A 22,864-nucleotide genomic window follows, 5' to 3' on the forward strand; every position below is an offset into this window, starting at 1 on the left:
CTACCGACAGGGGTGCGCGGGGCGAGCAGGATGGGGGCATGGACTCGCGTGACTGGATCCGCGACGGGCTCCGGGCCGTCCTCGGTGGCCTGATCGCCATCCCGCTGGCGGCGCTCAACCTGCCGCTCTTCGTGCTCTCCGTGGCCACCCTGATCCTGGGTGTGGTGCCAGGGCTGGGGATGGTGCTGTTCCCGCTGGTCACCCAGCTGGTCCGGGCCCGGGCCGACCTGGCCCGGCGGATCGCGGCGGGTTCCGGCGTGGCCATCGCCCGGCCCTATCGCACGGCGCCGGAGCGGGCCGTGCTGGGCGGCTGGCGGCACTACCGCTGGGTCCTGACCGACCCGGCGACCTGGCGTGACCTCGCCTGGCTGGTGCCCGGCGCGGTCGCCGGCGTGACCCTCGGCGTGCTGATCCTGGCCATCCCGCTCTACGGCCTGGAGGGCGTGCTGCTGATCCCACTGTGGATCTGGCTCGGCACGGGGTGGTACGGCTACGGCGCGATCTGGCCGTTCTCGACTGTCGGCGACGCGTTCCTCTCGCTGCCGCAGGGCGCGCTGATCCTGTCGATCGGGGTGGCCGGCGCGCCGTACCTGCGCCGCTGCGGCGCGCTCTTCGACCGCCTGCTGCTCGCCCCGACCCGCAACGCGGAGCTGCGCCTGCGGGTCAGCCAGCTCACCGTCACCCGGGCCGACACGGTCGACGCGCAGGCCGCCGAGCTGCGCCGGATCGAGCGGGACCTGCACGACGGCGCCCAGGTCCGGCTGGTGTCGCTGGGCATGACCATCGGCCTGGCCGAGGAGATGGTCGAGGCCGACCCGGCCGGCGCCCGCAAGCTGCTCGCCGAGGCGCGGGAGACCAGCACCGCCGCCTTGGCCGACCTGCGGCATCTGGTGCGCGGCATCCACCCGCCGGTGCTCGCCGAGCGGGGGCTGGACGGCGCGGTCCGCGCGTTGGCCCTGGCGCTGCCGATCCCGATCACGGTGGAGACCGCGCTGCCCGGCCGGCTGGACACGCCTGTCGAGTCGGCGGCCTACTTCGCCGTCGCCGAGGCGCTGGCCAACACGACCCGGCACAGTTTCGCCCGCACCGCCCGGGTCGAGCTCTGGCACACCGGGTCCACACTGGTCATGCAGGTCAGCGACGACGGCCTTGGTGGCGCCGATCCGGCCGGCGGCACCGGCCTGCGAGGCATCGAGCGCCGGCTCGCCGCGTTCGATGGCACGATGAGCCTGTCCAGCCCGCCGGGCGGACCGACCGTCGTGACCATGGAGCTGCCTTGCGCGTCGTTCTCGCCGAAGACCACGCCCTCCTCCGGGACGGGTTGACCCGCCTGCTGACCGCGCACGCCTGCGAGGTGGTCGCGGCTGTCGACAACGGACCGGCGCTGCTCCCGGCCCTGGTCGAGCACCGCCCGGACGTGGCAGTCGTGGACGTCCGCCTGCCGCCCACCTTTACCGACGAGGGCCTGCAGGCCGCGATCAGCGCCCGGGGCGTCATCCCGGGCATGCCGGTCCTGGTCCTCAGCCAGCACGTCGAGCCGCTCTACGCTCGGGAGCTGCTGTCCGACCGCACGGGTGGCGTCGGTTACCTGCTCAAGGACCGCGTCTCGCACGTGGCCCAGTTCGTCGACGCGGTCCGCCGGGTGGCCTCCGGCGGCACCGCCATGGACCCCGAGGTCGTCTACCAACTGCTGGCCCGCCGCGAGTCGCCGCTCTCGGCGCTGACCGTGCGGGAACGGGAAGTCCTGGCGCAGATGGCCGAGGGTCGCTCGAACGGCGCCATCGCCACGAAACTCTTCATCGGCGAGAAAGCGGTGAGTAAACACATCAACAACATCTTCACCAAGCTCGACCTGCCGCCGTCCGACGACGACAACCGGCGGGTCCTGGCCGTCCTCACCTACCTCAACTCCTGACCGCCCGCTCTGGCCGCCCGCTCTGACCGCCCACCTTGGCCGCCCACCCTTGACCACCCACCCCGGGACGCCCCGCCGGCATCGCGAGCCCCATTTCGCCGCGCCCCGCCACACCGCGGACACATGTCCCCGTGCCCCGGCGCTCGCGCCGCCACGCGCGGCTATGGCCGCCCAAGGCCGCCGGGTTTTGCCTGGTGCTGATGGTTGTCCCGCGATCTCGGAGACACCCCTGAGTGCCAGCCGGAGACCGCGACCGGCGCCGCGATCCGGACCGGCCGCCCCCTGTTTCCGACTCGCGGGCCGCGGCGTGTCGGCGTACAGGTTCCGGTGGCTCTGGCAAGATTTTCGTGGCGGAAGATCGGGTTGGCGGAGCCGGGTGGTGAGGGCAGTTGAGGCAGATTCCCGTACCACTTCCGAGGTCGCGCTGGTGTACTGCCCGCATCGATAGCGGCCCGCGTACGGGACTGACGGAATCATTCTGATGGACATGCTGATCGGTTGCCGGCTGGCCGTGGTCACGCGGCTGGCCTGGCACTGGCCCGGTGCCCCGGTCGATCTCACCACCGGGCCGGTCCACCTTGTCGTGGACGACGGCCGTGGGCTGCTGTTCGACGGGCGCAGTGACTGGTCCCTGGCGATCGTGCCGACGGCTCCGGGTGACGAGAGCTGGCGGTCGGCTTACCACTACGACTTCGACGGTGGCCGCTGGGCCAGGTGGGACGCCTCCGACGAGGAGCCGTTCGCCTCGGCGATCGGGGGAATGCTGAGCGGTTGGGACCCGGAGCGTGACGAGGCTGGCCAACTGGTCGGCGGCATCCTGCACGTCGGCGACCAAGCGGTGCGTCTGGGACTGTGGCAGGGCGAGGTCATCTCGTACGCTGCCGGGCGTGGGTGACTTCCTCAAGACGACGCTGGCCCGGGTGCCGGACGGATTCGACCTGCCGGAGCCGCTGCGCCTGCTTTTCGCCTGGGTCGACGAGCAGGGTTTCGTGGTGAAAGGGCATGACGGGGATCTGTACGGCTCGTTGAGCGACAACGGCTGGGTGGGTACCTCGATCGAGTTGCGTGGCTACACCGCCGAGCAGACCCTGTCGTACGCACGGTCCTGGTTCGACGAGTCGGTCTCGGATGCGGCCGCGCAGTTGTGGCCGTTCGCGCAGACCGGTGGCGAGGGTTCGATGGCCGCGCTGTGGCGCGACGGTGAGGGACGGGTCAGGATCGTTCATCTCGGTTCGGGCAGCGGTTCGATGATGACATGTGTGCTCGCCGACGATGCGGTCGACTTTCTGCGGCTGCTGGCGATCGGTTACCGGGAGATCTGCTGGAACGAAGAGTTCGGCGCGCCGCCCGAGCCGTGGGACGCCGACCACGAGATCGTCAATGCGCCCTACCGGGACTGGCTGCACCGCACCTTCGGTGTCACCGCCCCGGCGACCGGGCTGGAGATCGTGTCGGAGCCGGCCGAGATGGGCGACGAGGACACCAGGGACCCGTTCTGTCTCTGGATCGACAATAAAGACGCCTGAGCCGGTCACCGGCTCAGGATCCCCTGGCGATCTCCGGCTACGAAAATCTTGCCAGAGCCGTTCCGGTACAGAGCCAGGTACGCCAACTGTGCAGAGGCCTGGGCGGGGTAGCGCTGGGGAAGTTGCGGCGCCGGCCGCCCCGGCGACGCACGTGCGTTGCTCACGAAGAGTAATCGGTGGACGTGAGCTGCCGCCCGGATCGCGGCAGATGAGCGCACCCCCAGCTGAGGTTCTATCTTGAAGTCTATGGTGTCGCGGTGATCATCTCGGACTGGTCAGACGTGCCCGATCGCCTTGCCACGCTATCCACCCACCCCCACGCAGGATCGATTTTCGGAGCCAACGAGCATCAGTGGCGACTTGAACCCCCAGTTACCGAGAATGAGCTGGCCGAGTTGGAGTCGCAGCTGGGCATCGACCTACCTGCCGAGTACCGGACATTTCTCCTACAGGTCAGCCGCGGCGGCGCTGGGCCCGCATACGGCCTATTTCCGCTCCGCCGCGTCGAAGACCGTTGGCGTTGGGAGGGAGATGGTGCGAGCTTGACTGACCTGGAGACATTGAGCCGACCGTTCCCGCATACCGAGGCGTTCAACCCGGCCGATGGGCTGCCTGAACCACCGGACGAGGACGACTTCGAATCCGAAGAGCAGTTCAACGCAGCCGAGGACGCCTACTGGGAGCAGCACGACACTGTGGTCTGCGCGCCCGAGCATTGCATTGGGCTGCTCTATCTATGCCACCTCGGTTGCGCCTACCGCGAGGTACTCGTGATCAGCGGACCCGCACGTGGCCAGATGTGGGCGGACGACACCGCCGACGACGGCGGATTCCGCCCTCTGCACGAGCCAGACGGAAGCCCGACAGGTTTCGCTAGCTGGTACCGCGGATGGCTCAAGCAGGCAGAGGAACAGATCCGATCCTGATAACCCGACATGCCGGACCGGTGACATTCCGCCGTGCCCGCCTCGCGGCATGAGCGGACACCGATCAAGGCGCATCACGGTCGATATCGTTGCCGGCATGACGCGGCACCTTGTCGTCCCGGGCCGGGGAGTACCTTCCGCCGGTCACTGGTCGCGTAGCTGGGTCAGCGCCGACCCGGAATTCGCCTGGGCTTACGAGCCGCCGGGTCCGCCTTTCATCGCTGCGGACCGGGTCGCTGCGCTGCACGCGGCGATCAGCGCCGATGATGAGCCGGCGGTCCTGGTCGCGCACAGCGCGGGCTGCCTGATCGTCGCCGTCTGGGCCAGTGAACACACCGGCCCTGTCCATGCCGCTCTTCTGGTCACGCCACCGTATGTGGCGCCGGGCTGGACCCCGGAGTCTCCGGAGACCTTCGACGGATTCGTCGGCACCGTGCCACGGCAGCCACTACCCTTCCGCTCGATCGTTGTCGCCAGCCGCAACGATCCGATGGCCACGTTCGAACAATTCGAGGCTTACGCACGAGACTGCGGCTCGGAGCTGTCCGACGCGGGCCCGGTCGGGCACCTGGACTCCAAAACCGGATTCGGCGCATGGCATGACGGCGAACGCCTGGTCCGATCACTGAAGTGATCTCAACAAGATCGGGGTAGGTATCTGTATTCAAAGTGGGTCAGGTGTAGCGCGGCTGCGACGATGTCGCCGATCCGGCGCGGGCTTATGGTGGCGTGCCGCAGGGTTTTCCAACGGCCGATCAGGATCGCGAAGCCGCGTTCGCCTTGCCACCGCAGGCCCCGCAGGAGTCGGTTGTAGGCACGGTTGTCGGGTGCCAGCTGGCTACCGTCAGCGGGTTGCTTAACCGGTGTTTTGATGCCGTGACCTGTGCTTTCGTAGCCGGAGTCAGCCAGGGCCGGGAGACCGAGTTCGGCGGCGGACCAGTTGAGCGCGGCGGTGATCCCGAGTTCGCGGGCGCAGCGGGTGTCGTGCAGATGACCCGGCATCGCCTCGGCCGTCCAGATCGGCAGTCCATCCGGTCGCATGATCGCTTGAATGTTCGCACCGAAGTCGCGGTGCTTGCCGGAATACCAGCGTCGATGGTTTCGCCTTTGACGCTGAGCGTGGTCTCGGTCAGCCGGTCGCAGTCGAACAGGTTGCCGTCCAGGATCACGTGGGTCCAGCCCTCGGCAGCGACCCGGCGCAGCGCGGTGTGCAAGTCCTGGGCCTGGGCGGCCAGGACCGCGACGCCCTCGTCGCGATAGCGGTAGGCGGTGGCCCGGGAGACACCGAAGCTGGCGCCCAGCAGGTTCAGGTCCTCGGCTTTGCGGAACCAGACGAGTACCAGTAGTGCCTGGTAGAAGCAGGTCAAGGCCCGGGTACCGGTCCGAGTGCCACGGGCCCGGCGTTCGGCTGCCAGCAGCCGAGCGAGGTGGCGCACGAGTTCCCTGGGGACATCGAGCATGGCAGGATAGGCAATCACGTGGAGCCCTCTCGAAGACGTGTTTCTGTCGCAAGGACGTGTCTATCGATGGCTCCACGCCGATATCCAGCATCGTCCGGTACACGGCAAACGCCCGTGTCGTACCGAATTAGCTGCCATTCCTTGCTGAGATCACCTCACTGAGCCGTACGCTTCCGCGGCGCCGCTGAAGGCACGGATGGCTTCGTTCGCGAGGGCCCGAAAATCGCGAACAAAATAACACGGACCTCGCCAAACTGCGGTTACTCGAAGCCTCGGAAGATGCCGTCGCCGTCTACGTTTCCGGCAAAGTCCTCCCAGTCCATGTTCGAGATCGTGAGGTTGTTCTGAACCGACCACATCTCTGCCGGCACAACTCGGAAGGTGGCACCGTACTGCGGTCCCTTGCCCTGGTCCTCCAGCCCTTCCACGTAGTCGTAGAGATTAATCACCAGGATCGGGAGGTCCGGGTGAGTCAGCGTCTTCGCGTCGACAAGGAAGGCGATGGCATGATTAACATCCGCCGGCACCATTCCGACCAGTTGCGACGAAGTGATGCTCTCGTACGCGCGGTCGTCGATAAACGTAACGAACGCCGTGAACCCATCCTCCGTCTGCGGTTCAGCGATCGCTGTCTGAATCTCTTCCCATTGCCGCAGGTGGGCGAAGTCAGTACGGATGACCAGGGAAACGTCGGAGTTCTGGTACCACATGCGGTCATCCACGCCCGCGAGCATATGCCGAACCGGCGGCGCCGAACGCCCTCTCATCGGCAGATCCGGACGCCGCCGGGTCGGACAACGTGACCGACTGTAGTCGACTGTTGCTGTGCCGGCTCGGCCGTCAGCCCGCGGCTCCACTCCCAGATGTCGATAGCTGCTGTGTCTCGGTGGCGTACGCGGTTCTGCACTTGAAGCCGTACGCCGACAGGGCGCAGCATACGTCCGGAGCGCAGCGCCTACGTCCGCAGTGCGGGGCCCACGTGGGGGGTGCGGCACCGCGGCCGGAGCGTGGCCGGGGGTCGCGGACCGGCCGGGGTTGCGGGTGGCCGAGGCCGCAGCCTGGGTTCGCCCGTGGCCTGGTGACGGCGGAGGCGGTCCGGGCTGCGGCTCGGCTGGCCGGCCGAGAGGCGGGTCCGGGGTCAGAGGGGCCGGGTCAGGCGGGCCACCCGGCCCTGTTCGCCGGAGGCCCAGCAGGCGCGGGCGACGCAGGCGACCGCGTCGAAGCTGCCGGTGTCGAAACGGCGCCAGGTCGAGCCGCCGTCGTAGGAGACGTCGCTGCCGGTGGGCCCGACGGCCACCGCGCTACGGCCGGACCAGGCGACGCCGGAGCGGTACTCGCCGGGCGGCGTGGTGGCGACCGACCAGGTGCGGGCGTCGCGGCTGACGGCCGCGCCGGCCGGGGCCGCGGCCGGGACGGTGTGGTCGCCGCCCACGGCCAGGCCGTGGTGGGCGTCGCGGAAGGCGAGGCCGTAGATGCCGGCGCTCGGCCCGCTCGGGATCGGGGTCTCGGTGACCTGCCAGGTGTGGCCGAGGTCGCCGGAACTGAACACCCGGGACACCGGGCCGCCCCCGGTCGCGAAGAAGGCCCGGTCGGGGGAGTGCCGGGTGCCGGCGGTGGAGACCAGGCAGGTGCCGCTGGCGGCGAAGGCGAATTCGCCGTCCAGGGCGGGCGGCATCCCGGTGGGCGGCAGGACCGACCAGGAGCGGCCGCCGTCGTGGGTGGCGAGGATCCGGAACTTGCCGGACACCGGGTCGGAGAGGGCCAGCCCGTGGCGGCGGTCCCAGAACGTCATGCAGTCGTAGAAGGCGGCCTCGTCCTCGTTCTGGAACGTGCGGCTCCAGGTGCGGCCGCCGTCCGCGGTGGTGTAGATCCGGGACTCGGCGCCGGGGCCGATGGTCAGGGCCACCGCGTGCCGGGCGTCGAACGCCTCGATGTCGCGGAACTCCAGTCCGGCGGCGTCCGCGGGGCCGGCCGGGACCCAGGTGCGCCCGCCGTTCACGGTGCGCAGGATGGTTCCGGCGCTGCCGGCCACCCAGGCCACCGAGGAGCTGACCGGCGCCAGGCCGCGGAACCGTGCGGTGGAGCCGGTGGTGGTGGGCCGCCAGCCCGGATCTCCGGGCCCGGCGGCGGCGGGGACCGCGCCCACGCCGATCAGCGTCGTGAGGGCGATCAGAATTATCGACAACCTTCGTTTGATCGTCATGGGGGCCGAACATACCGGCTCGGCGAGTGTGTGGCACGGCACTGATCCGTGGGACGACACCCGCCGGAAACGCCGCCATACCAGGATGTGGGACATGGAATCCGCTGTCACCGTCGCCATCACCCGCCGGGCCGATCCTTCCCGAGCGGCCGAGATGGCCGCCTGGGTGCGTGCCGGCGCCTCCCTCGCCGAGGATTTCCCGGGCTTCCTGGGCACCGGCTGGGTCCGCCCCGCGCCGGGCTCCGCCGAGTGGCACATGCTCTACCGTTTCGCCGACGCCACGGCCCTGAAGGGCTGGGAGGAGTCGCCGGAACGGCAGTGGTGGCTGACCTCCGCCCAGGGTTTCGTGGAGCACACCCGGGTGGAGCGCCGGACCGGGATCGAGGGCTGGTTCGACCCGCCCCGGGAGCTCGACCCGCCCCACGTGCCGCAGGTGAAGCAGCCGGAGCGGACCCCGCCGCGCTGGAAGCAGGCGGTCACCATCTGGCTCGGCTTCTTCCCGGTCAGCCTGCTCTCCGGTTGGCTGCTCGCCCCGCACCTGACCGGCCTGCACCTGGTCCCGCGCACGATGATCAGCACGCTGGTGCTGACCCCGATCATGACGTATCTGGTGCTGCCCAAGGTGACGCGGATTTTGCAGCCCTGGCTGAGACGCTAGCCCCCGAGCCGGTCCCGCAGGCGGACGGTGTCGGACCCGGTCCACCCGGCCGGCGGGGCCACCGCCGCCCACCCGTCGACGGTCGTCGACTTGTAGACGTGCCCGTGCCCGGTCGGCGCCTTGTTGGCGAAGAGCAGGTCGCACGTGGTCTGCCAGAACGTCACCCAGGGGAACCAGTGCATCGAGGGCATCACGTCCGGCCCGCGCTCCCCGCGCAGCCACGGCGGCCGCTTCCAGAGCAGGCTCCAGTTCCACCAGACGATCGGGTCGGACGAGTTCTGCAGGTAGACCACCTTCGGCCGGGGCCCGGGCCGGTCCCGCAGCTCGGTGGCGGTGTCGGCGAAGTCCACAGGCAGCCCCGGGTAGACCGGATCCCACACCGGTGACCCGGACGCCCGTCCGCGGGTGAGCCGCTGGTGGATCGGGTTGGCGAAGGTGGGGCCCTCCATCAGCACTCCGTCCGCCCCGGCGACCAGGGCGCCCGCGTCGCCGAAGGTGGCCTCGATGCCGTACGTCCCCAGGCTCTCACCGAACAGCAGCAGCTTGGGCCGGTGGCCGGCGGGAAGTGTCACGAAGCGGCGCTGCACCGCCGTGATCAGCGCGGACGCCGCGTCCGCCACCTCCGACCGGTCCCCGATGAAGGCGATCCAGCTGGGCAGGTACGAGTACTGCATGGACACCAGCGCGGTGTTACCGGCGTACATGTACTCCAGCGACCGGGTCACCCGGTTGTCCACCCAGCCGGTGCCGGTCGGGGTGAACAGCGCCACCACCTGGCGCTGGAAGGCGCCGGTCCGGTCCATCTCGCGCACCACCAGTTCGGCCCGCCCCCGCATGGTGTCCGCCGAGGCCAGTCCGGCGTAGAGGCGGATCGGCTCGCTCGCCGGGCGGCCGGCGAACTCGGTCAGCTGTTCCCGGCTGGGCGCGCCGGCCACGAAGCTGCGGCCCTGCCGGCCGAGGGTGTCCCAGGCCACGAGGGACCGCGGGCCACCGGAACGCAACGCCGAGCCGGGCCGGTGCACCCCGTTCCCGGTCCCGTTGTTGATCACCGCGGCGGACCTGTCGGCGACCGTGAACAGGTGTGCCACCAGCAGGCCGTCGAACGCGCTGTAGCTGAGCACGGCCACCACCACGGTGCCCGCGCAGTACGCCGCCCGATCCGGCACGATCAGCCGGAGCACCTGGGCGCAGCCGTGCGTGGCCAGCCGCAGGGCCCGCGCGATCAGCAGGATCAGCCCGAACGTGAGCAGGCTCGCACCGACGGTACGGACGATGTCGTACTCCTGGGCCGGTGCCATCCCCAGCCGCAGCCGCAGCTCGCGCTGCCAGCGCACGCCGAGCACCAGGCAGGTCGCGACCATCGGCAGGAGCAGGACGGCGAGGATCCGCCACCAGAGCCGGACGGCCCGGGGCGAGAACCGGAACCGCAGGCGGATCAGCGCGCCGATGGCGGTGCCGAGCGCGTATCCCATCGCGGCGGTGATCGCGGCCACGATGCCCTGCAGGAACCCGGCGCGGGGCAGCAGCGACGGGGTGAAGGCGAGGCAGAAGAAGAAGGCCGCCAGGCCGGCGCCGGTGAGGCTGAGCGGAGCGCGCATGATCCGCGGCCGTACCTGCTCGAGGGGGCGCCGGGGCCGGGAGATCCGGGCGGACAGCCCCGCGGTAGCGGGTGCGACCAACTCTTTGCGCATGCGGTGCTCCGATCGTCGACGGGTCGTCGGCACATCGCTCGGCGTACGGGTTCGGTTACCCCTCCATCATCGATGGTCGATGGTGTCCGCCGCCGCCCCGTTTTCGGGCGGTTTTGTGCCACAGGTTCATTCATCCGGGCGTTTCGCTGCCGATGACTTGCGGTGAGGAGGAGACGCGATGCGGGTACGGAACTGGATCGCGGTGCTGGTCAGCCTGCTGTTGCTGGCACTCGCTGGCGGGGTCGCCATCATGGTCAACCGCTCGGCGCTGAGTGCCGCCGACGCGGTGCACCGCGCCGACAGCACCGAGCTGGGCACCAACAACGCGACCCTGGCCGGTCAGATGCAGCTGCTGTCCGCGCAGGAGCTGGCGGAGGTTCTCGCCGACCACGCGTTCCGCCTGGGCCGGGGGGACGCCACCGACCACGCCATGCTGGTCCTGTCCGCTTCCAAGAGCCCCACCTTCGGGTACGGCCTGATGCTCACCGACCTGAACGGCGCGGTCCTCAACGCCAGCCGGGACACCGGTCTGCCGGCCGCCGACGACGCCGGCTGGGCGCCGATGCGCAAGCAGCTCGCGGCCGGCGCCGAGGTCGGTTTCTCAGCGGTGATGACGGTGGACCGGATCCCGCTGGCCGCGGTGGCGGTGCCGATCCTGGCCGGCGGCTCGCCCGCCGGTTTCCTGGTCGGCTTCAACCAGGTGGGGGCCACCTCGCTGCAGCGGTACACCGCCCAGCTGGCCAGCGGCTCGCACCGTACGGACGTGGTGGACAGCGCCGGCGTGGTGGCCGCGAGCAGCGTGCCGGATCTGATCGGCGCCCGGACCGAGGCGGCGGTCCTGGCGGAGCTGGGCCGTCCCGGGACCCACTTCGTCGAGTACCGCTCCGGCGGCACCCCGATGGTCGCGGTCGTGGTGGGCGGTCTGCCCAGCGGCTACACCTACGTGCGTATCCAGGACAGGTCCACGTTCGACGGCGCGGTGCACAGCCGCAGCCAGACGGTGAACCTCACGCTGCTCGCCATGCTGCTGATCGGCGTCGTCGGCATCTCGGTGCTCGGCTACCGCACCCAGGTCCAGCGGCGACGGGCCGACGAGCGGTTCCAGGCGCTGTTCCAGCACGCGCCGGACATCGTCACGGTGATCGATCGGGACGGCCGGATGATCTTCACGAGTCCCGGCTCGGCGGGGATTCTCGGGTTCGAGCCCGGCATGCTCACCGGGCACAGCGTCTTCGACCTGGTGCACCCGGACGACCAGCCGGCCATGCGGGAGCGCCTGGAGGCGCTGCTCGGCGACCCGGCCGCGGTGCTGCGGCTGCAGTGCCGGGTGCGCGCGGCCAGCGGTCACTACCGCTGGTTCGACTTCACCGCGTCCAACCAGATGGCCAACCCGGCCCTGACCGGCGTGGTGATCAACGCCCGGGACATCTCGGAGAACCGGGCGTTCCAGGAGCGGCTGGCGCACGAGGCGCAGCACGATCCGCTGACCGGCCTGCCGAACCGGCGACGGATGCAGGACGCGCTCTGCTCCTCGCTGCGCCGCGACCCGGTGGCCGTGCTCTTCGTCGACCTCGACGGGTTCAAGCCGGTCAACGACAAGTACGGGCACGAGGCCGGCGACGAGTTGCTGCGCCAGGTGGCCGAGCGGCTCAGCGGCTGCATCCGGGCCGGCGACGTGCTGGCCCGGGTCGGCGGCGACGAGTTCGTGGTGCTGATGCCGGGCGTGCTGAGCCCGGCGGACGTGGAGGCGACGGCCGGCCGGGTGCGCGCGGTGGTGGAGATGCCGTTCCGGATCGCCGGGCAGCACATCCTGATCGGCGCCAGCATCGGGGTCCACGTGGCCACGCCGGCCGAGGACCCGGACGCCGCGCTGCGCGCCGCGGATCATGCGATGTACGAGATCAAGCGCGCCGGCGGCAGCCGCGCGTTGCCGCCCGTCACGGGACGGTTCGTGGAGCGGCGAGGACGGCACCGCGCGCCGGACCGAAGTTAGTGCACACTGGGTGCATGAACTCCAAGGTGCTGTCCCGGCGCGACCTCGACTTCCTGCTCTACGAATGGCTCGACGTGGAGTCGCTGACCGGGCGCGAGCGGTTCGCCGACCACTCCCGCGAGACGTTCGACGCGTTCCTGGACGTGTCACAGCAGATCGCCGAGCGGGACTTCGCGCCGCACAACCGCAAGAACGATCTGTTCGAGCCGACGTTCGACGGCGCCCGCGTGGAGATGATCCCGGAGGTGTCGCACGCGCTGCGGGTCTTCGCCGAGTCCGGGCTGCTCGGCGCGACCCTGGACGCCGAGCACGGCGGGCTGCAGCTGCCGCACGTCGTGCAGCGCGCCTGCTTCCTCTGGTTCCAGGCGGCGAACACGGCGACCTCGGCGTACGCGATGCTCACCGGCGGCAACGCGCACCTGCTGCTCACCTACGGGACCGAGGAGCAGATCCGCCGGTTCGTACACCCGATGATCGAGGGCCGGTTCACCGGGACGATGTGCCTGTCCGAGCCGCAGGCGGGTTCGTCGCTCAGTGACGTGACCACCAGGGCCGTACCCCGGGGAGACGGGGTCTACGAGATCACCGGCGGCAAGATGTGGATCTCCGGCGGTGACCACGAGCTCAGCGAGAACATCATCCACCTGGTGCTGGCCCGGGTGGCCGGCGCGCCGCCCGGCGTCAAGGGCCTCTCCCTGTTCATCGTCCCCAAGCTGGACCTGGAGACCGGCGAGCGCAACGGCGTCACGCTGGCCGGGCTCAACCACAAGATGGGCTACCGCGGGACCACCAACACGGTCCTGGCCTTCGACGGCGCGACCGGTCACCTGGTCGGCGAGGAGGGCCGCGGCCTCCAGTACATGTTCCAGATGATGAACGAGGCGCGGATCGGCGTGGGGTCCGGCGCTGTCGCCCTCGGTTACACCGGTTACCTGCACGCCCTCGCCTACGCCCGGGAGAGGCAGCAGGGCCGCCCGGTCGCCGCCAAGGACCCCGCGGCACCTCCGGTGCCGATCATCGAACATGCGGATGTACGGCGGATGCTGCTGGCCAGCAAGGCCTACGTCGAGGGCGGTCTGGCCCTGGTGCTGTACGCCGCCAAGCTCCTCGACGAGCCGTCGGCGGAGAACGACCTGCTCCTCGACGTGCTCACCCCGATCGTCAAGGCCTGGCCGTCGCAGTGGTGCCGGCTCGCCGACGACCACGCCATCCAGATCCACGGCGGCTACGGCTACACCCGGGAGTACCCGGTCGAGCAGTTCTACCGGGACAACCGGCTCAACTCGATCCACGAGGGCACCGACGGCATCCAGGCCCTGGACCTGCTCGGCCGCAAGGTGACCATGCGCGACGGCGCCGGGCTGGCGCTGCTGCTCGACCGGATCCGGGCCACCGCCACCGCCGCGCCCGCCGCGCTGGGCGCTCCGGTGCTGGCGGCCTGCGACCGGCTGGCCGCCACCACCGCCAAGCTCTGGGCGGCCGGCGACCCGGCCAGGGCGCTGGCCAACGCCACCGCGTACCTGGACGCCGCGGGGCACCTGGTGATCGCCTGGATGTGGCTGGCCCAGCTCAACGCCGCGGGCGACCGGGAGGGGGACTTCTACCAGGGCAAGCGCGTGGCCGCGGCGTACTTCGTCAAGCACGAGCTGCCCCGGATCGGCCCGCTGCTGGATCTGCTGGATTCGGGTGACACGCTGCTTCTCGACCTTGAGGACGCCTGGTTGGGTTAGGTTCGACGCATGGCCGGTAAAGCCACAGTCGTCGAAGTCGGCGACCACGACGTCCGGGTCTCCAACCCGGACCGGGTCTACTTCCCGGAGCTCGGCGCCACCAAGCTCGACCTGGTCGAGTACTACCTGGCGGTGAGCGACGGGATCGTCCGCGCGCTGCGCGAGCGCCCGTGCATGCTGCACCGTTTCCCGGACGGCCTGGCCGGCGAGAAGGTGCACCAGAAGCGGGTGCCCAACGGCGCGCCGCCCTGGCTGGAGACGGTCCGGGTGGAGTTCCCGCGGTACCACCGGCACGCCGACGAGCTGTGCGTGACCAAGCCGGCCGACGTGATCTGGGCGGTCCAGATGTCCACCGTGGAGTTCCACCCGTGGAACTCCCGGCGGGCGGACACCGAGAGGCCGGACGAGTGGCGGATCGACCTGGACCCGATGCCGGACTGCCCGTTCGGCACCGTCCGCCGGGTCGCGCCGGTCGTCCGGGAGGTGCTCGGTGAGCTGGGCATCACCGGCTTCCCCAAGACGTCCGGTGGCCGTGGCCTGCACGTCTACGTCCGGATCGAGCCGCGCTGGGGGTTCTCCGAGGTGCGCCGGGCCGCGCTGGCCTTCGCCCGAGAGGTGGAGCGCCGCGCCCCGCGGGATGTCACCACCACGTGGTGGCGCAAGGACCGGGACCCGAGGGCGTTGTTCATCGACTACAACCAGAACGCCCGGGACCACACCATCGCCAGCGCGTACTCGGTGCGCGGCACGCCCCGGGCCACCGTGTCGACGCCGATCACCTGGGACGAGATCGCCGCCGTCGAGCCGGACGACTTCACCATCCGCACGGTCCCGTCCCGTTTCGCCGAGCTGGGCGACCTGCACGCCGGCATCGACGACAGGCAACACTGTCTGGACACCCTGCTGGAGTGGGCCGACCGTGACGAGAAGGCGGGCCTCAGCCCGCCCGAGGAGTGACGCGGCCGGCGGTGCTCTCGCGGACCACCAGTTTGTGCGGGGCTCGTAGTTCGACCGCCGGGGGAGGGGTGGGGCTGGTGATCCGCAGCAGCAGCCGGTCCACGGCGGTGGTCGCGATCATCTCCTTGTCCGGGGAGATGGTGCTGACCGGCGGGTTCGAGTACGCGCCGTCCTCGATGTCGTCGTAACCGATCACCGCGACGTCCTCCGGGACCCGCAGGCCACGGTTGACCAGGGTGTGGATGGCGCCGAGCGCGACCAGGTCGGAGTAGCAGAACACCGCGTCGGGCGGATCGTCCCGGTCGAGCAGGTGGGCCATCGCCCGCGCGCCGTCCTTGCGGTTGAACCGGGGCGTACCGATGATCAGATCCTCCCGGACGGTCAGCCCGCGGGCCTGATGCGCCTCCCGGAAGCCGCGGGTGCGCAGCTGGGCCGCCTCGCCGGTGGCGTACGGCTGGTCGCCGATTGCCGCGAGCCGGCGCCGTCCCAGGTCGAGCAGGTGCTCGGTGGCCTCCCGGGAGGCGGCCACGTCGTCGATGCCGACGTGGTCGAACGTGCCGTTGCTGGACCGCTCGCCGAGGACGACCAGCGGCAGGTTCGGGTCGTGGCCGGCGAGCGCCCGCTGGTCGAGGCCGAGCGGGCTGAAGACGACCCCGTCGAAGAGCAACCGGCGGGAGCCGTGGGCGATGAACGCGCGCTCGTGCTCCGGGTCGCCGTCGGTCTGGTCGATCAGCACGTTGTAGCCGCGGGAGCGGGCCGCGCGGATCACGCTCTGCAGCAGCTCGGAGAAGTACGGCGTGTCCAGGTACGGCACCACCAGCGCGATCTGGCCGGACCGTCCCCGCGCCAGGTTGCGGGCCAGCACGTTGGGCCGGTAGCCGAGCTCCTCCACCGCACGCTGGACCCGGACCCGCGTCCGTTCGGTGACGTTCGCGTAGCCGTTCACCACGTTCGACACGGTTCGGCTGGAGACCCCGGCCAGTTCCGCCACGTCACGCAGCGTGACTTCTCGACGCAATGTGCCCCCTCTGCCCGCGTCAAGTTTCCGGCAGGTTACCCCTTGCCGTGATTTCGACGTCCGTGCATGCTGTTTTGCAGCGCTGCAAAAGCGTAGCAACAAAGCCCTTCGCTGGTGGCGATCGTGCCGCTGATCGCCGCTTCCTCCTGCTCCAGCGGTACCGGCGCGGTGGCCTGACCATCGGCGCCGTCAAGTGACAGTCCCCTCCACTAAGGACCGAAATGCTTCGTGCGCGTGTCGCATTGAACCCGGCTGCCGTCGTGGCGCCGGTCAACCGCCGTACCTTCGGCTCGTTCGTCGAGCACATGGGCCGCTGCGTCTACACCGGCATCTACGAGCCCGGCCACCCGAGCGCCGACGAGGACGGCTTCCGCACCGACGTGCTGGCGCTGGCCCGCGAGCTCGGGGTGACCATGGTCCGCTACCCGGGCGGCAACTTCGTCTCCGGTTACCGCTGGGAGGACGGCGTCGGCCCGCGCGAGCGCCGTCCGCGCCGCCGGGATCTGGCCTGGCGCAGCATCGAGACCAACGAGGTGGGCATCGACGAATTCGCCCGCTGGGCGGAGAAGGCCGACGTCGAGATCATGTACGCGGTGAACCTGGGCACCCGCGGCGTCCAGGAGGCGCTCGATGTCCACGAGTACGTCAACCACCCGGAGGGCACCGCGCTCTCCGAGCTGCGCCGGGCCAACGGCGCGGACAAGCCGCACGGCATCCGGATCTGGTGCCTGGGCAACGAGCTGGACGGCCCCTGGCAGACCGGGCACAAGACCGCCGAGGAGTACGGCCTGCTCGCCGCGTCCACCGCGCGGGCGCTCAAGTCCGCCGAACCCGATCTGGAGCTTGTCGCGTGCGGCAGCTCCGGCTCGTCGATGCCGACGTTCGGCGCCTGGGAGTCGACGGTGCTGGAGCACGCGTACGAGGTGGTCGAGTACGTCTCCTGCCACGCCTACTACGAGGAGCACGACGGCGACCTGGGCTCGTTCCTGGCCAGCGCTGTCGACATGGACCACTTCGTGAACAGCGTCGTGGCCACCGCGGACGCGGTCGGCGCGCGGCTGAAGAGCAAGAAGAAGATCAACATCTCGTTCGACGAGTGGAACGTCTGGTACCTGTCCCGCTTCCAGAACGCGCCGCGGACCGACGAGTGGCAGATCGCCCCGCGGGTCATCGAGGACCGCTACAACGTGGCCGACGCCGTGGTCGTCGGCAACCTGCTGATCTCCCTGCTCCGGCATAGCGACCGGGTCACCGCGGCGTGCCAGGCCCAGCTGGTCAACGTGATCGCGCCGATCATGACCGAACCCGGCGGCCCGGCGTGGCGGCAGACCATCTTCCACCCGTTCGCCCGGACGGCGGCCCTGGCCAAGGGCGACGTCCTGGAGACCCGGGTGGACAGCCCCACCTACGACACCGCCAGGTACGGCGAGGCCGCCCTGGTCGACGCGGTCGCCACGCACGACCCGGCCACCGGCGACCTCACCGTCTTCGTGGTCAACCGGTCGGTGGCCGACCCGGTGGAGTTCACCGTCGACCTCGCGGCCTTCGGCGCCGGCTGGTCGGTCGCCGAATCGGTGACGCTGACCGACGACGACGTCCGGGCCACCAACACCAGGGAGGACCCGGATCGGGTCAGGCCGCGCCCGACCGCTCGGATCCCGACCGGCGCGGTGTCCGTGGGCGGCGACTGCGTCACGCTGTCCCTGCCCCGGGTGTCCTGGACGGCCCTGCGCCTGACCCGCTGACGATCGCGTACCGGAAAAAGTGTTATCGCCGCCCGGAAAAGTCGTCGCATTAAAGGGACCTTAAAGATCGGGCCGATTCCGCGGAGATTTCCCATAATGGGAAGCCCCCGACCAAATCTCCCCCGGAGGCGATTCCCGATGCGCCGGAAAAGAACGCTGCTCCTCACCTCGCTGGCGACCGTGGCCGCGGTGGGCACCGCCTGGTTCGCGCTGCCCGCCTCGGCCTCCGCGGCCACGGCGACCCTGCGTACGGTGTCCAAGTGGGGCTCTGGCTGGCAGGACGAGGTGGTCCTGAGCAACACCGGAACGTCCGCGATGACCTCCTGGAAAGTCGAATTCGACCTGCCCGCCGGGGCCTCGATCGGCAGTTTCTGGGACGCCGAGATGACCGCCAGTGGGAGTCACCGCACGTTCACGAATCGTAGTTGGAACGGCGCCGTGCCGGTCGACGGAAAGGTGACGTTCGGCTTCGTCGGCTCCGGCGGCCAGCCGCTCAACTGCAAGCTCAACGGTCAGCCCTGCGGCGGCGCCGAGACGACCGCCCCGGACGCTCCGGCCACCACCGCCCCGACGGTCCGGCCGACGACCGCGGCGCCGGCGACGAGCCCGGCCAAGGCGCCGGCCACCACCGCGTCGGCCACGACGAAGCAGGCCGCGGTCCCGCCGCGGGAGGACCTGCTCCCGGTCACGGTGACCAACAAGACCGGCCGCGGCGACGCCGTGCACCTCTACGTCCTCGGCGTCAACCTGGACACCGGCAAGCTCGGCTACGTGGACAAGGCCGGCGCGTTCACCGCGTGGACCGGCGGCGGGGCGGTGCCCGTGCCGGCCCCGGACGTGTCGATCGACGGCCCGGCCACCGGCGGCAGCACCACGATCAAGGTGCCCCGCAACCTCTCCGGCCGGCTCTACTTCTCCTTCGGCCAGAAGCTGGACTTCCGGCTCACCACCGACGGCCTGGTCCAGCCCGCGCCGTGGGCCGGCGGCGACCCGAACCACGACATCCTCTTCGACTGGAGCGAGTTCACCGTCAACTCGTCAGGCCTGTGGCTGAACAGCTCGCAGGTGGACATGTTCGCGGTGCCGCACGTGGTCAGCGTCACCGGCGGCGCCGGGGTCACCAGCTCGACAGGTGAGGTCGTCGCGAACGGCCGGCAGAAGGTCATCGACGCGATCAAGGCCAGCCCGGACTTCGCCAAGAGCGTGGTCACCCGCGCCGACGGCACCGTCCTGCGGGTGCTCGCCCCGGGCAAGGCGGCCGACGCCGGCCTGATGAGCCCGACCTACCTGGACTCGTACATCTCCAGCGCCTGGAGCGCGTACACCTCGAAGACGCTGACCGTCACGCCCTTCACCGACCAGCCGAACCTGAAGTTCTCGGGCCGCACCTCGGGCGACGTGATGAGCTTCACCGACACCTCCGGCAAGGTGGTGGCCTCGTTCACCAAGCCGTCCACCGCCAACGTCTGGGGCTGCGACGGCGCCCTCGGCGCCCCGAACGACCAGGTGGTCGGCCCGATCGCGCGGACCCTCTGCGCCGCTCTGCAGCGCACCACGCTGGGCCGCCTGGACGTCCAGCCGTCCGGCACGGGCGCGGACTTCTACCAGGGCAACCCGGCGAACCTGTACGCCAAGGTGATCCACGCCAACATGGTCGACGGCAAGGCGTACGCCTTCGCCTTCGACGACGTCCAGAACCAGGAGTCGCTGGTCCACGACGGCGACCCGCGCACCGCCGCGATCACGTTCAGCCCGTTCTGATCCGGCGCCGCCCCACGGGTGGCGCCTGACGTCAGGACGTCGGGCGGTACGCGACTTCCGGGTCGAGCAGCGGAGTCCACGACGGGCGCCACCTCGGGTGGCGTCCGTCGACCTCGTCCTGCAGGTTGGTGCGCCATGGCCCGGAGACGCCGTCGTCGTGCCACCAGGACGGCCACGAGTCGTACCGGCGCTCGATCTGGAACGTCGTGGCGGTGGTCTCGATCCGCAGGAACAGCCAGCGGCCGTACCGCGGATCGGACTCCGCCCGGCGCAGCGCGCGGACCAGCTCGGTCAGCCGGCGGAACACGGCGTACCGCTGTTCGCCCGGCCGGTCGGCCGGCGGATGCTCACCGGGCTGCGAGCTGAAGCTGGTCGCGTCCGCGTAGGCCAGCAGCGAGCACCGCCCCTCCCCGCCCGGTGCGCGTTCCTGCAGCCAGCGCACCAGCGTCGCGAGCTCGTCGGTGTCCGGCGGGGCGGGCCGGCGCAGCTCGGCCGACTCGTGCATGGCCGCCCAGACCAGCCGGTCGTGCTCGCCCTGGCTGAGCCGGCGCACCCGGCGCATCGGCGGGCGCTGCCCCGGCGCGATCCGCGGCGGCCGGGTGCCCGGCGTGATCCCGCCCCGCTCCGCGACGGCGAGCGCCGCCTCGAGATCCGCCGTGTCGCCGAGCAGCGCGCCCAGACGGCCGGTGTCCACCTCGCCGCGGATCGCGGCGTGCAGCAGCCCGGCGGCGATGTCCCGGATCCCCGCGCGGTCGGCCGCGGCCGGCAGGGCGCGCAGCGCGGACACCGTGCGCTCCTCGGTGAGCAGCGGCGCGATCACCTCGGTCAGGCCGTCCTCGGATCGATGCTGGTAACGCACCCGCGACCAGCGCCCACTCTCGTGCCAGATCACGAAGCCCAGCCGATCGTTCTCGGCCAGCGGGGTCAGGTCGGCCCAGGGCAGCCAGTCCGGGGCTCCGGTCAGCGGGTCCACCGCCGGGTCCGCGGAGACCGCGGCGTGGTGGTCGCGGTGCGCGCCGTACAGCACCGCGCGGCGGCCGTCGAGCAGGGCGAAGCGGGCCCAGCCGGTGTCCGGGTCGTCGCATCGGGCGCGGCTGCCGTCGATGGACCACAGCTCACCACGGTCGATGCCGGTCATCGCGGCACTGAGCGCCGCCCAGCGGGTCCAGAGCAGTCCGGGCGCGGGCAGGTCCACGTCGGTCAGCATCAGTCCACTGTGCCAAATGCCGCCGGGCGCCCGGCATCCACGGGGCCTCGCGGGGTTGCGGGCGGGGTGCGCGTGGTTGCGATCCGGGTGCCGGCGCTTCACCGGTGCCCGGTCGGTGCCGAAGCGATGCGTGTCCACGTCTTCGACCCGGAATCGGATCATGTCTGCGCACGCCTTCGGCTTCCTCGGAGCCGCCCTGTCCATGTTCATCGCCTGGCCCCAGGTCTTCCTCTCCTGCGTACGGCGCCGCACCGGAGGTCTCTCCCCGGCCGCGTGCCTGTTCGCGGTGACGATGCCGGCTGGATGGCTCACGTACGGGCTGCTGATCGGGGACCGGATCCAGGTCTTCTCGAACCTGCTCAACCTGGTGTCCGGGCTGGCCGTGCTGCTCGCCCTGCTGATCACCCGCCCGCGGCTGCGCTCGGTGCGGGCGCTGCGCGGCGCCGCCGGGATCACCGGCACGGTGCTGTTCGCCATCTGCGTGGCGACGGCCTCGGCAGTGCTTCCGCAGGTCACCGCGACCCGGGCGGCGGCGCTGCTCGGCACGGTCCTGGCGGTCTCGTCGTTCCTGTCCGCCGTGCCGCAGCCGCTGGCGCTGCTCCGGAACCGCACGCAGGACATGTCCGGCCTCTCCCCGATGCGCTTCCGGCTGGCGGCCGCGGCCAACGGCTCCTGGCTGGTGTACGGCCTGGGCGCCGGCCAGCCGGCGGTCTGGGCGTCGGCGCTGGTCGGGCTGGGCAGCGCGCTTGTCGTCTGCGCGGTCCTGGCCACCCGCCGCGGGCCGGCCACGTCCACGGCGATCGCCACCCCGCCGTGGCGGGAGTCGGTGGTCACCCGCAGCCTGGCGATGTCCGGGGTCTGACCGCGACGCGCGCCGGCGCCCCCGGTCAGCGGACCCGCGGCAGTTCCTCCTGCGCGGCGGAGAGCCAGTCCAGCGCGTACTCCAGGTCGGCCGCCGCGCCGCGCCTGCGGTACGACCGGTCGGCCCGGGCCGCCGCGGCACACGACTCGATCGTGCGCCGGGCGCGGGCGTACCGGAACGGATCGTCGATCGGCGCCGCGCGGTCCGGCGCATGCCGGGCCCGGCGGATCCGCAGCCGGCGCAGCCCGGCGCGGAACAGATCCGCCGCCCACAGGCCCGCCACCGCGATCGCGGCCAGCGGCAGCGGCCGCCCCGGATCCGGCGCCAGCCACAACAACGGCGCGACCACCAGAAGACCGGCCAGCAGTACGGCGGGAGCGGCGGTCCGGTCCACGGCCCGGGGGCTCACCCGGTAGCGGGCGGCCGCCCTGCCGACCTCCCGGCGTACCTGCCCGAGCCGCGCGAAACCCACCCGGTCCGGGCGGTCGGCGGTCCAGTCCCGGCACTGCGCGTCCACAATGGCCTCGGCCAGGTCCCGGTCCAGGCGGCGCAGCCGGGGAGCGACGCCACCGGCGAACGGGTCGTCCCGGCTCACGGCCAGTCCTTCGAGAGGTCGTCGAGATAGCGTTCCAGGCAGTCGATCGCCTGGCAGAGCAGCAGGTCCGCCTCGGCCAGCCGGGCCAGCACCGGATCGGCGGCGATTACCCGCCGCATCGCCGGCGGACGCCAGTTCGCCCGGCCGGCCCGCCGCAGCCCGGCCGAGACCAGCCGGACCCGGGCCCGCTCCAGCCCGGCCGGCACCTCGGCCAACCCGGACCCGGGCGGCCCCGGCAGCTCGGGCGGCGCCGGGGTGGCCGGGCGGCGCCGGGCCGGACCGATCCGGTACAGCGTCAGGGCGAGCAGGGGACCGGCGAGCGCGAGCGCCACCGGCAGCCCACCGCCGATCATCCGGGCCAGCGCCGCCGACCCGGCCGCCACCGCGGCCGTCACCGCCGTGGTGGTCAGCGCCCGCAGCCGGGCCGGCCGGCCGTCGACGACCCCGGCCAGCGCCGTGTCGGCCCAGGCCAGCCGCTCGAGCGCGGACCGGATCCAGAACTGCTCCCGGTCGTCGGCGGCGCGCACGATCCCGGTGTACCCCTCGGCGATCAGCGCGCGCACGGCGGCCACCTCGGCGGGCAGCGCACGGACCGGCGACATACCTGCAGCGTCGCA

The 22,864-nt window shown here is 71.2% G+C and carries 21 protein-coding genes and 1 pseudogene; 13 read left to right on the forward strand and 9 right to left on the reverse strand.

All coding sequences use genetic code 11. From position 1 onward, the window contains the following. The first annotated feature begins 38 nt into the window (after positions 1 to 38). The 6 genes from Asi03nite_RS17380 (at position 39) to Asi03nite_RS17405 (ending at position 5,001) form a co-directional block, all read left to right on the forward strand. Complete coding sequence (locus tag Asi03nite_RS17380) at positions 39 to 1,325, forward strand: sensor histidine kinase (RefSeq protein ID WP_203680963.1); 1,287 nt, start codon at positions 39 to 41, stop codon at positions 1,323 to 1,325. Next, positions 1,277 to 1,915, forward strand: a complete 639-nt coding sequence (locus tag Asi03nite_RS17385) for a LuxR C-terminal-related transcriptional regulator (protein ID WP_203680965.1) — start codon at positions 1,277 to 1,279, stop codon at positions 1,913 to 1,915. Before Asi03nite_RS17380 ends, Asi03nite_RS17385 begins: the two co-directional genes overlap by 49 nt. Positions 1,916 to 2,396: 481 nt before the next feature. Then, positions 2,397 to 2,810, forward strand: coding sequence for a hypothetical protein (locus Asi03nite_RS17390; protein WP_203680967.1), 414 nt, complete (start codon positions 2,397 to 2,399; stop codon positions 2,808 to 2,810). Beyond that, on the forward strand, positions 2,803 to 3,441 hold the full coding sequence (locus Asi03nite_RS17395; protein ID WP_203680969.1) for a hypothetical protein: 639 nt from the start codon (positions 2,803 to 2,805) through the stop codon (positions 3,439 to 3,441). The genes Asi03nite_RS17390 and Asi03nite_RS17395 overlap by 8 nt, the downstream gene beginning before the upstream one ends. A gap of 257 nt (positions 3,442 to 3,698) precedes the next feature. Beyond that, positions 3,699 to 4,367 (forward strand): SMI1/KNR4 family protein, encoded by a 669-nt coding sequence (locus tag Asi03nite_RS17400; RefSeq protein WP_203680971.1) that lies wholly within the window; start codon positions 3,699 to 3,701, stop codon positions 4,365 to 4,367. Between the two features lie 97 nt (positions 4,368 to 4,464). Further along, the gene (locus Asi03nite_RS17405; protein WP_203680973.1) at positions 4,465 to 5,001 is read left to right on the forward strand and encodes an RBBP9/YdeN family alpha/beta hydrolase; all 537 of its coding nucleotides are present in this window, start codon (positions 4,465 to 4,467) and stop codon (positions 4,999 to 5,001) included. Positions 5,002 to 5,003: 2 nt separating this feature from the next. Here Asi03nite_RS17405 and Asi03nite_RS38925 read toward each other — a convergent pair whose 3' ends face one another. The 4 genes and pseudogenes from Asi03nite_RS38925 to Asi03nite_RS17420 form a co-directional block, all read right to left on the reverse strand. Next, entirely contained in the window at positions 5,004 to 5,408 is a 405-nt protein-coding gene (locus Asi03nite_RS38925; RefSeq protein WP_373872130.1) for a transposase family protein, read from the reverse strand. Between the two features lie 242 nt (positions 5,409 to 5,650). Then, positions 5,651 to 5,827 (reverse strand): annotated as a pseudogene (locus Asi03nite_RS38930) (IS5/IS1182 family transposase); the annotation flags it as partial. 260 nt (positions 5,828 to 6,087) lie between these two features. Beyond that, positions 6,088 to 6,549: a DUF6924 domain-containing protein gene (locus Asi03nite_RS17415; protein WP_203680974.1), complete on the reverse strand. Its 462-nt coding sequence runs from the start codon at positions 6,547 to 6,549 to the stop codon at positions 6,088 to 6,090. A 416-nt stretch (positions 6,550 to 6,965) separates the two neighbouring features. Next, on the reverse strand, positions 6,966 to 8,030 hold the full coding sequence (locus Asi03nite_RS17420) for a WD40/YVTN/BNR-like repeat-containing protein (RefSeq protein WP_203680975.1): 1,065 nt from the start codon (positions 8,028 to 8,030) through the stop codon (positions 6,966 to 6,968). Between the two features lie 94 nt (positions 8,031 to 8,124). On the opposite strand from Asi03nite_RS17420, the gene Asi03nite_RS17425 reads away from it, so the two are divergent. Beyond that, entirely contained in the window at positions 8,125 to 8,688 is a 564-nt protein-coding gene (locus Asi03nite_RS17425; RefSeq protein WP_203680976.1) for an antibiotic biosynthesis monooxygenase, read from the forward strand. Here Asi03nite_RS17425 and Asi03nite_RS17430 read toward each other — a convergent pair. Further along, entirely contained in the window at positions 8,685 to 10,379 is a 1,695-nt protein-coding gene (locus tag Asi03nite_RS17430) for an alpha/beta hydrolase (protein WP_203680977.1), read from the reverse strand. The genes Asi03nite_RS17425 and Asi03nite_RS17430 overlap by 4 nt on opposite strands. A gap of 178 nt (positions 10,380 to 10,557) precedes the next feature. Here Asi03nite_RS17430 and Asi03nite_RS17435 point away from each other — a divergent pair, with 178 nt between their 5' ends. From Asi03nite_RS17435 to ligD, 3 genes are read left to right on the forward strand one after another with little or no spacing between them, the layout of a single operon-like run. After that, positions 10,558 to 12,372 (forward strand): sensor domain-containing diguanylate cyclase, encoded by a 1,815-nt coding sequence (locus tag Asi03nite_RS17435; protein ID WP_203680978.1) that lies wholly within the window; start codon positions 10,558 to 10,560, stop codon positions 12,370 to 12,372. 14 nt (positions 12,373 to 12,386) lie between these two features. After that, positions 12,387 to 14,102 carry an acyl-CoA dehydrogenase gene (locus tag Asi03nite_RS17440; RefSeq protein WP_203680980.1) on the forward strand — a complete coding sequence of 572 codons (1,716 nt, stop codon included), beginning with the start codon at positions 12,387 to 12,389 and terminating at the stop codon, positions 14,100 to 14,102. Between the two features lie 9 nt (positions 14,103 to 14,111). Continuing rightward, the gene (gene ligD / locus Asi03nite_RS17445; RefSeq protein WP_203680982.1) at positions 14,112 to 15,059 is read left to right on the forward strand and encodes a non-homologous end-joining DNA ligase; all 948 of its coding nucleotides are present in this window, start codon (positions 14,112 to 14,114) and stop codon (positions 15,057 to 15,059) included. On the opposite strand, the gene Asi03nite_RS17450 is transcribed toward ligD, so the two are convergent. After that, positions 15,040 to 16,077, reverse strand: coding sequence for a LacI family DNA-binding transcriptional regulator (locus Asi03nite_RS17450; RefSeq protein ID WP_203680983.1), 1,038 nt, complete (start codon positions 16,075 to 16,077; stop codon positions 15,040 to 15,042). The genes ligD and Asi03nite_RS17450 overlap by 20 nt on opposite strands. Positions 16,078 to 16,298: 221 nt before the next feature. Here Asi03nite_RS17450 and arfA point away from each other — a divergent pair, with 221 nt between their 5' ends. Further along, complete coding sequence (gene arfA / locus Asi03nite_RS17455; protein ID WP_203680984.1) at positions 16,299 to 17,822, forward strand: arabinosylfuranosidase ArfA; 1,524 nt, start codon at positions 16,299 to 16,301, stop codon at positions 17,820 to 17,822. Between the two features lie 138 nt (positions 17,823 to 17,960). Then, positions 17,961 to 19,583, forward strand: a complete 1,623-nt coding sequence (locus Asi03nite_RS17460; protein WP_239102750.1) for a beta-1,3-glucanase family protein — start codon at positions 17,961 to 17,963, stop codon at positions 19,581 to 19,583. A gap of 31 nt (positions 19,584 to 19,614) precedes the next feature. Here Asi03nite_RS17460 and Asi03nite_RS17465 read toward each other — a convergent pair whose 3' ends face one another. Continuing rightward, on the reverse strand, positions 19,615 to 20,790 hold the full coding sequence (locus tag Asi03nite_RS17465; protein WP_203680986.1) for a hypothetical protein: 1,176 nt from the start codon (positions 20,788 to 20,790) through the stop codon (positions 19,615 to 19,617). Between the two features lie 160 nt (positions 20,791 to 20,950). On the opposite strand from Asi03nite_RS17465, the gene Asi03nite_RS17470 reads away from it, so the two are divergent. Continuing rightward, the gene (locus Asi03nite_RS17470; RefSeq protein WP_203680987.1) at positions 20,951 to 21,652 is read left to right on the forward strand and encodes a SemiSWEET transporter; all 702 of its coding nucleotides are present in this window, start codon (positions 20,951 to 20,953) and stop codon (positions 21,650 to 21,652) included. Between the two features lie 25 nt (positions 21,653 to 21,677). Here the strand turns inward: Asi03nite_RS17470 and Asi03nite_RS17475 are convergent, their stop codons facing one another. Further along, the gene (locus Asi03nite_RS17475) at positions 21,678 to 22,247 is read right to left on the reverse strand and encodes a hypothetical protein (RefSeq protein WP_203680989.1); all 570 of its coding nucleotides are present in this window, start codon (positions 22,245 to 22,247) and stop codon (positions 21,678 to 21,680) included. After that, positions 22,244 to 22,849: a hypothetical protein gene (locus Asi03nite_RS17480; protein WP_203680991.1), complete on the reverse strand. Its 606-nt coding sequence runs from the start codon at positions 22,847 to 22,849 to the stop codon at positions 22,244 to 22,246. Before Asi03nite_RS17480 ends, Asi03nite_RS17475 begins: the two co-directional genes overlap by 4 nt. Positions 22,850 to 22,864 lie beyond the last annotated feature (15 nt).

This window comes from Actinoplanes siamensis (genome assembly GCF_016862395.1).
Lineage (GTDB): Bacteria > Actinomycetota > Actinomycetes > Mycobacteriales > Micromonosporaceae > Actinoplanes > Actinoplanes siamensis.

Bases quoted from the DNA above. Each gene is read 5' to 3' on its own strand.
- Asi03nite_RS17440 (WP_203680980.1), top strand. From the start codon at position 12,387: ATGAACTCCAAGGTGCTGTCCCGGCGCGACCTCGACTTCCTGCTCTAC.
- Asi03nite_RS17380 (WP_203680963.1), top strand. From the start codon at position 39: ATGGACTCGCGTGACTGGATCCGCGACGGGCTCCGGGCCGTCCTCGGT.
- Asi03nite_RS17435 (WP_203680978.1), top strand. From the start codon at position 10,558: ATGCGGGTACGGAACTGGATCGCGGTGCTGGTCAGCCTGCTGTTGCTG.
- Asi03nite_RS17460 (WP_239102750.1), top strand. From the start codon at position 17,961: ATGCGCCGGAAAAGAACGCTGCTCCTCACCTCGCTGGCGACCGTGGCC.
- Asi03nite_RS17420 (WP_203680975.1), bottom strand. From the start codon at position 8,030: ATGACGATCAAACGAAGGTTGTCGATAATTCTGATCGCCCTCACGACG.
- Asi03nite_RS17405 (WP_203680973.1), top strand. From the start codon at position 4,465: ATGACGCGGCACCTTGTCGTCCCGGGCCGGGGAGTACCTTCCGCCGGT.
- Asi03nite_RS17430 (WP_203680977.1), bottom strand. From the start codon at position 10,379: ATGCGCAAAGAGTTGGTCGCACCCGCTACCGCGGGGCTGTCCGCCCGG.
- Asi03nite_RS17425 (WP_203680976.1), top strand. From the start codon at position 8,125: ATGGAATCCGCTGTCACCGTCGCCATCACCCGCCGGGCCGATCCTTCC.
- Asi03nite_RS17465 (WP_203680986.1), bottom strand. From the start codon at position 20,790: ATGCTGACCGACGTGGACCTGCCCGCGCCCGGACTGCTCTGGACCCGC.
- Asi03nite_RS17480 (WP_203680991.1), bottom strand. From the start codon at position 22,849: ATGTCGCCGGTCCGTGCGCTGCCCGCCGAGGTGGCCGCCGTGCGCGCG.
- arfA (WP_203680984.1), top strand. From the start codon at position 16,299: ATGCTTCGTGCGCGTGTCGCATTGAACCCGGCTGCCGTCGTGGCGCCG.
- Asi03nite_RS17390 (WP_203680967.1), top strand. From the start codon at position 2,397: ATGGACATGCTGATCGGTTGCCGGCTGGCCGTGGTCACGCGGCTGGCC.
- ligD (WP_203680982.1), top strand. From the start codon at position 14,112: ATGGCCGGTAAAGCCACAGTCGTCGAAGTCGGCGACCACGACGTCCGG.
- Asi03nite_RS17470 (WP_203680987.1), top strand. From the start codon at position 20,951: ATGTCTGCGCACGCCTTCGGCTTCCTCGGAGCCGCCCTGTCCATGTTC.
- Asi03nite_RS38925 (WP_373872130.1), bottom strand. From the start codon at position 5,408: ATGCGACCGGATGGACTGCCGATCTGGACGGCCGAGGCGATGCCGGGT.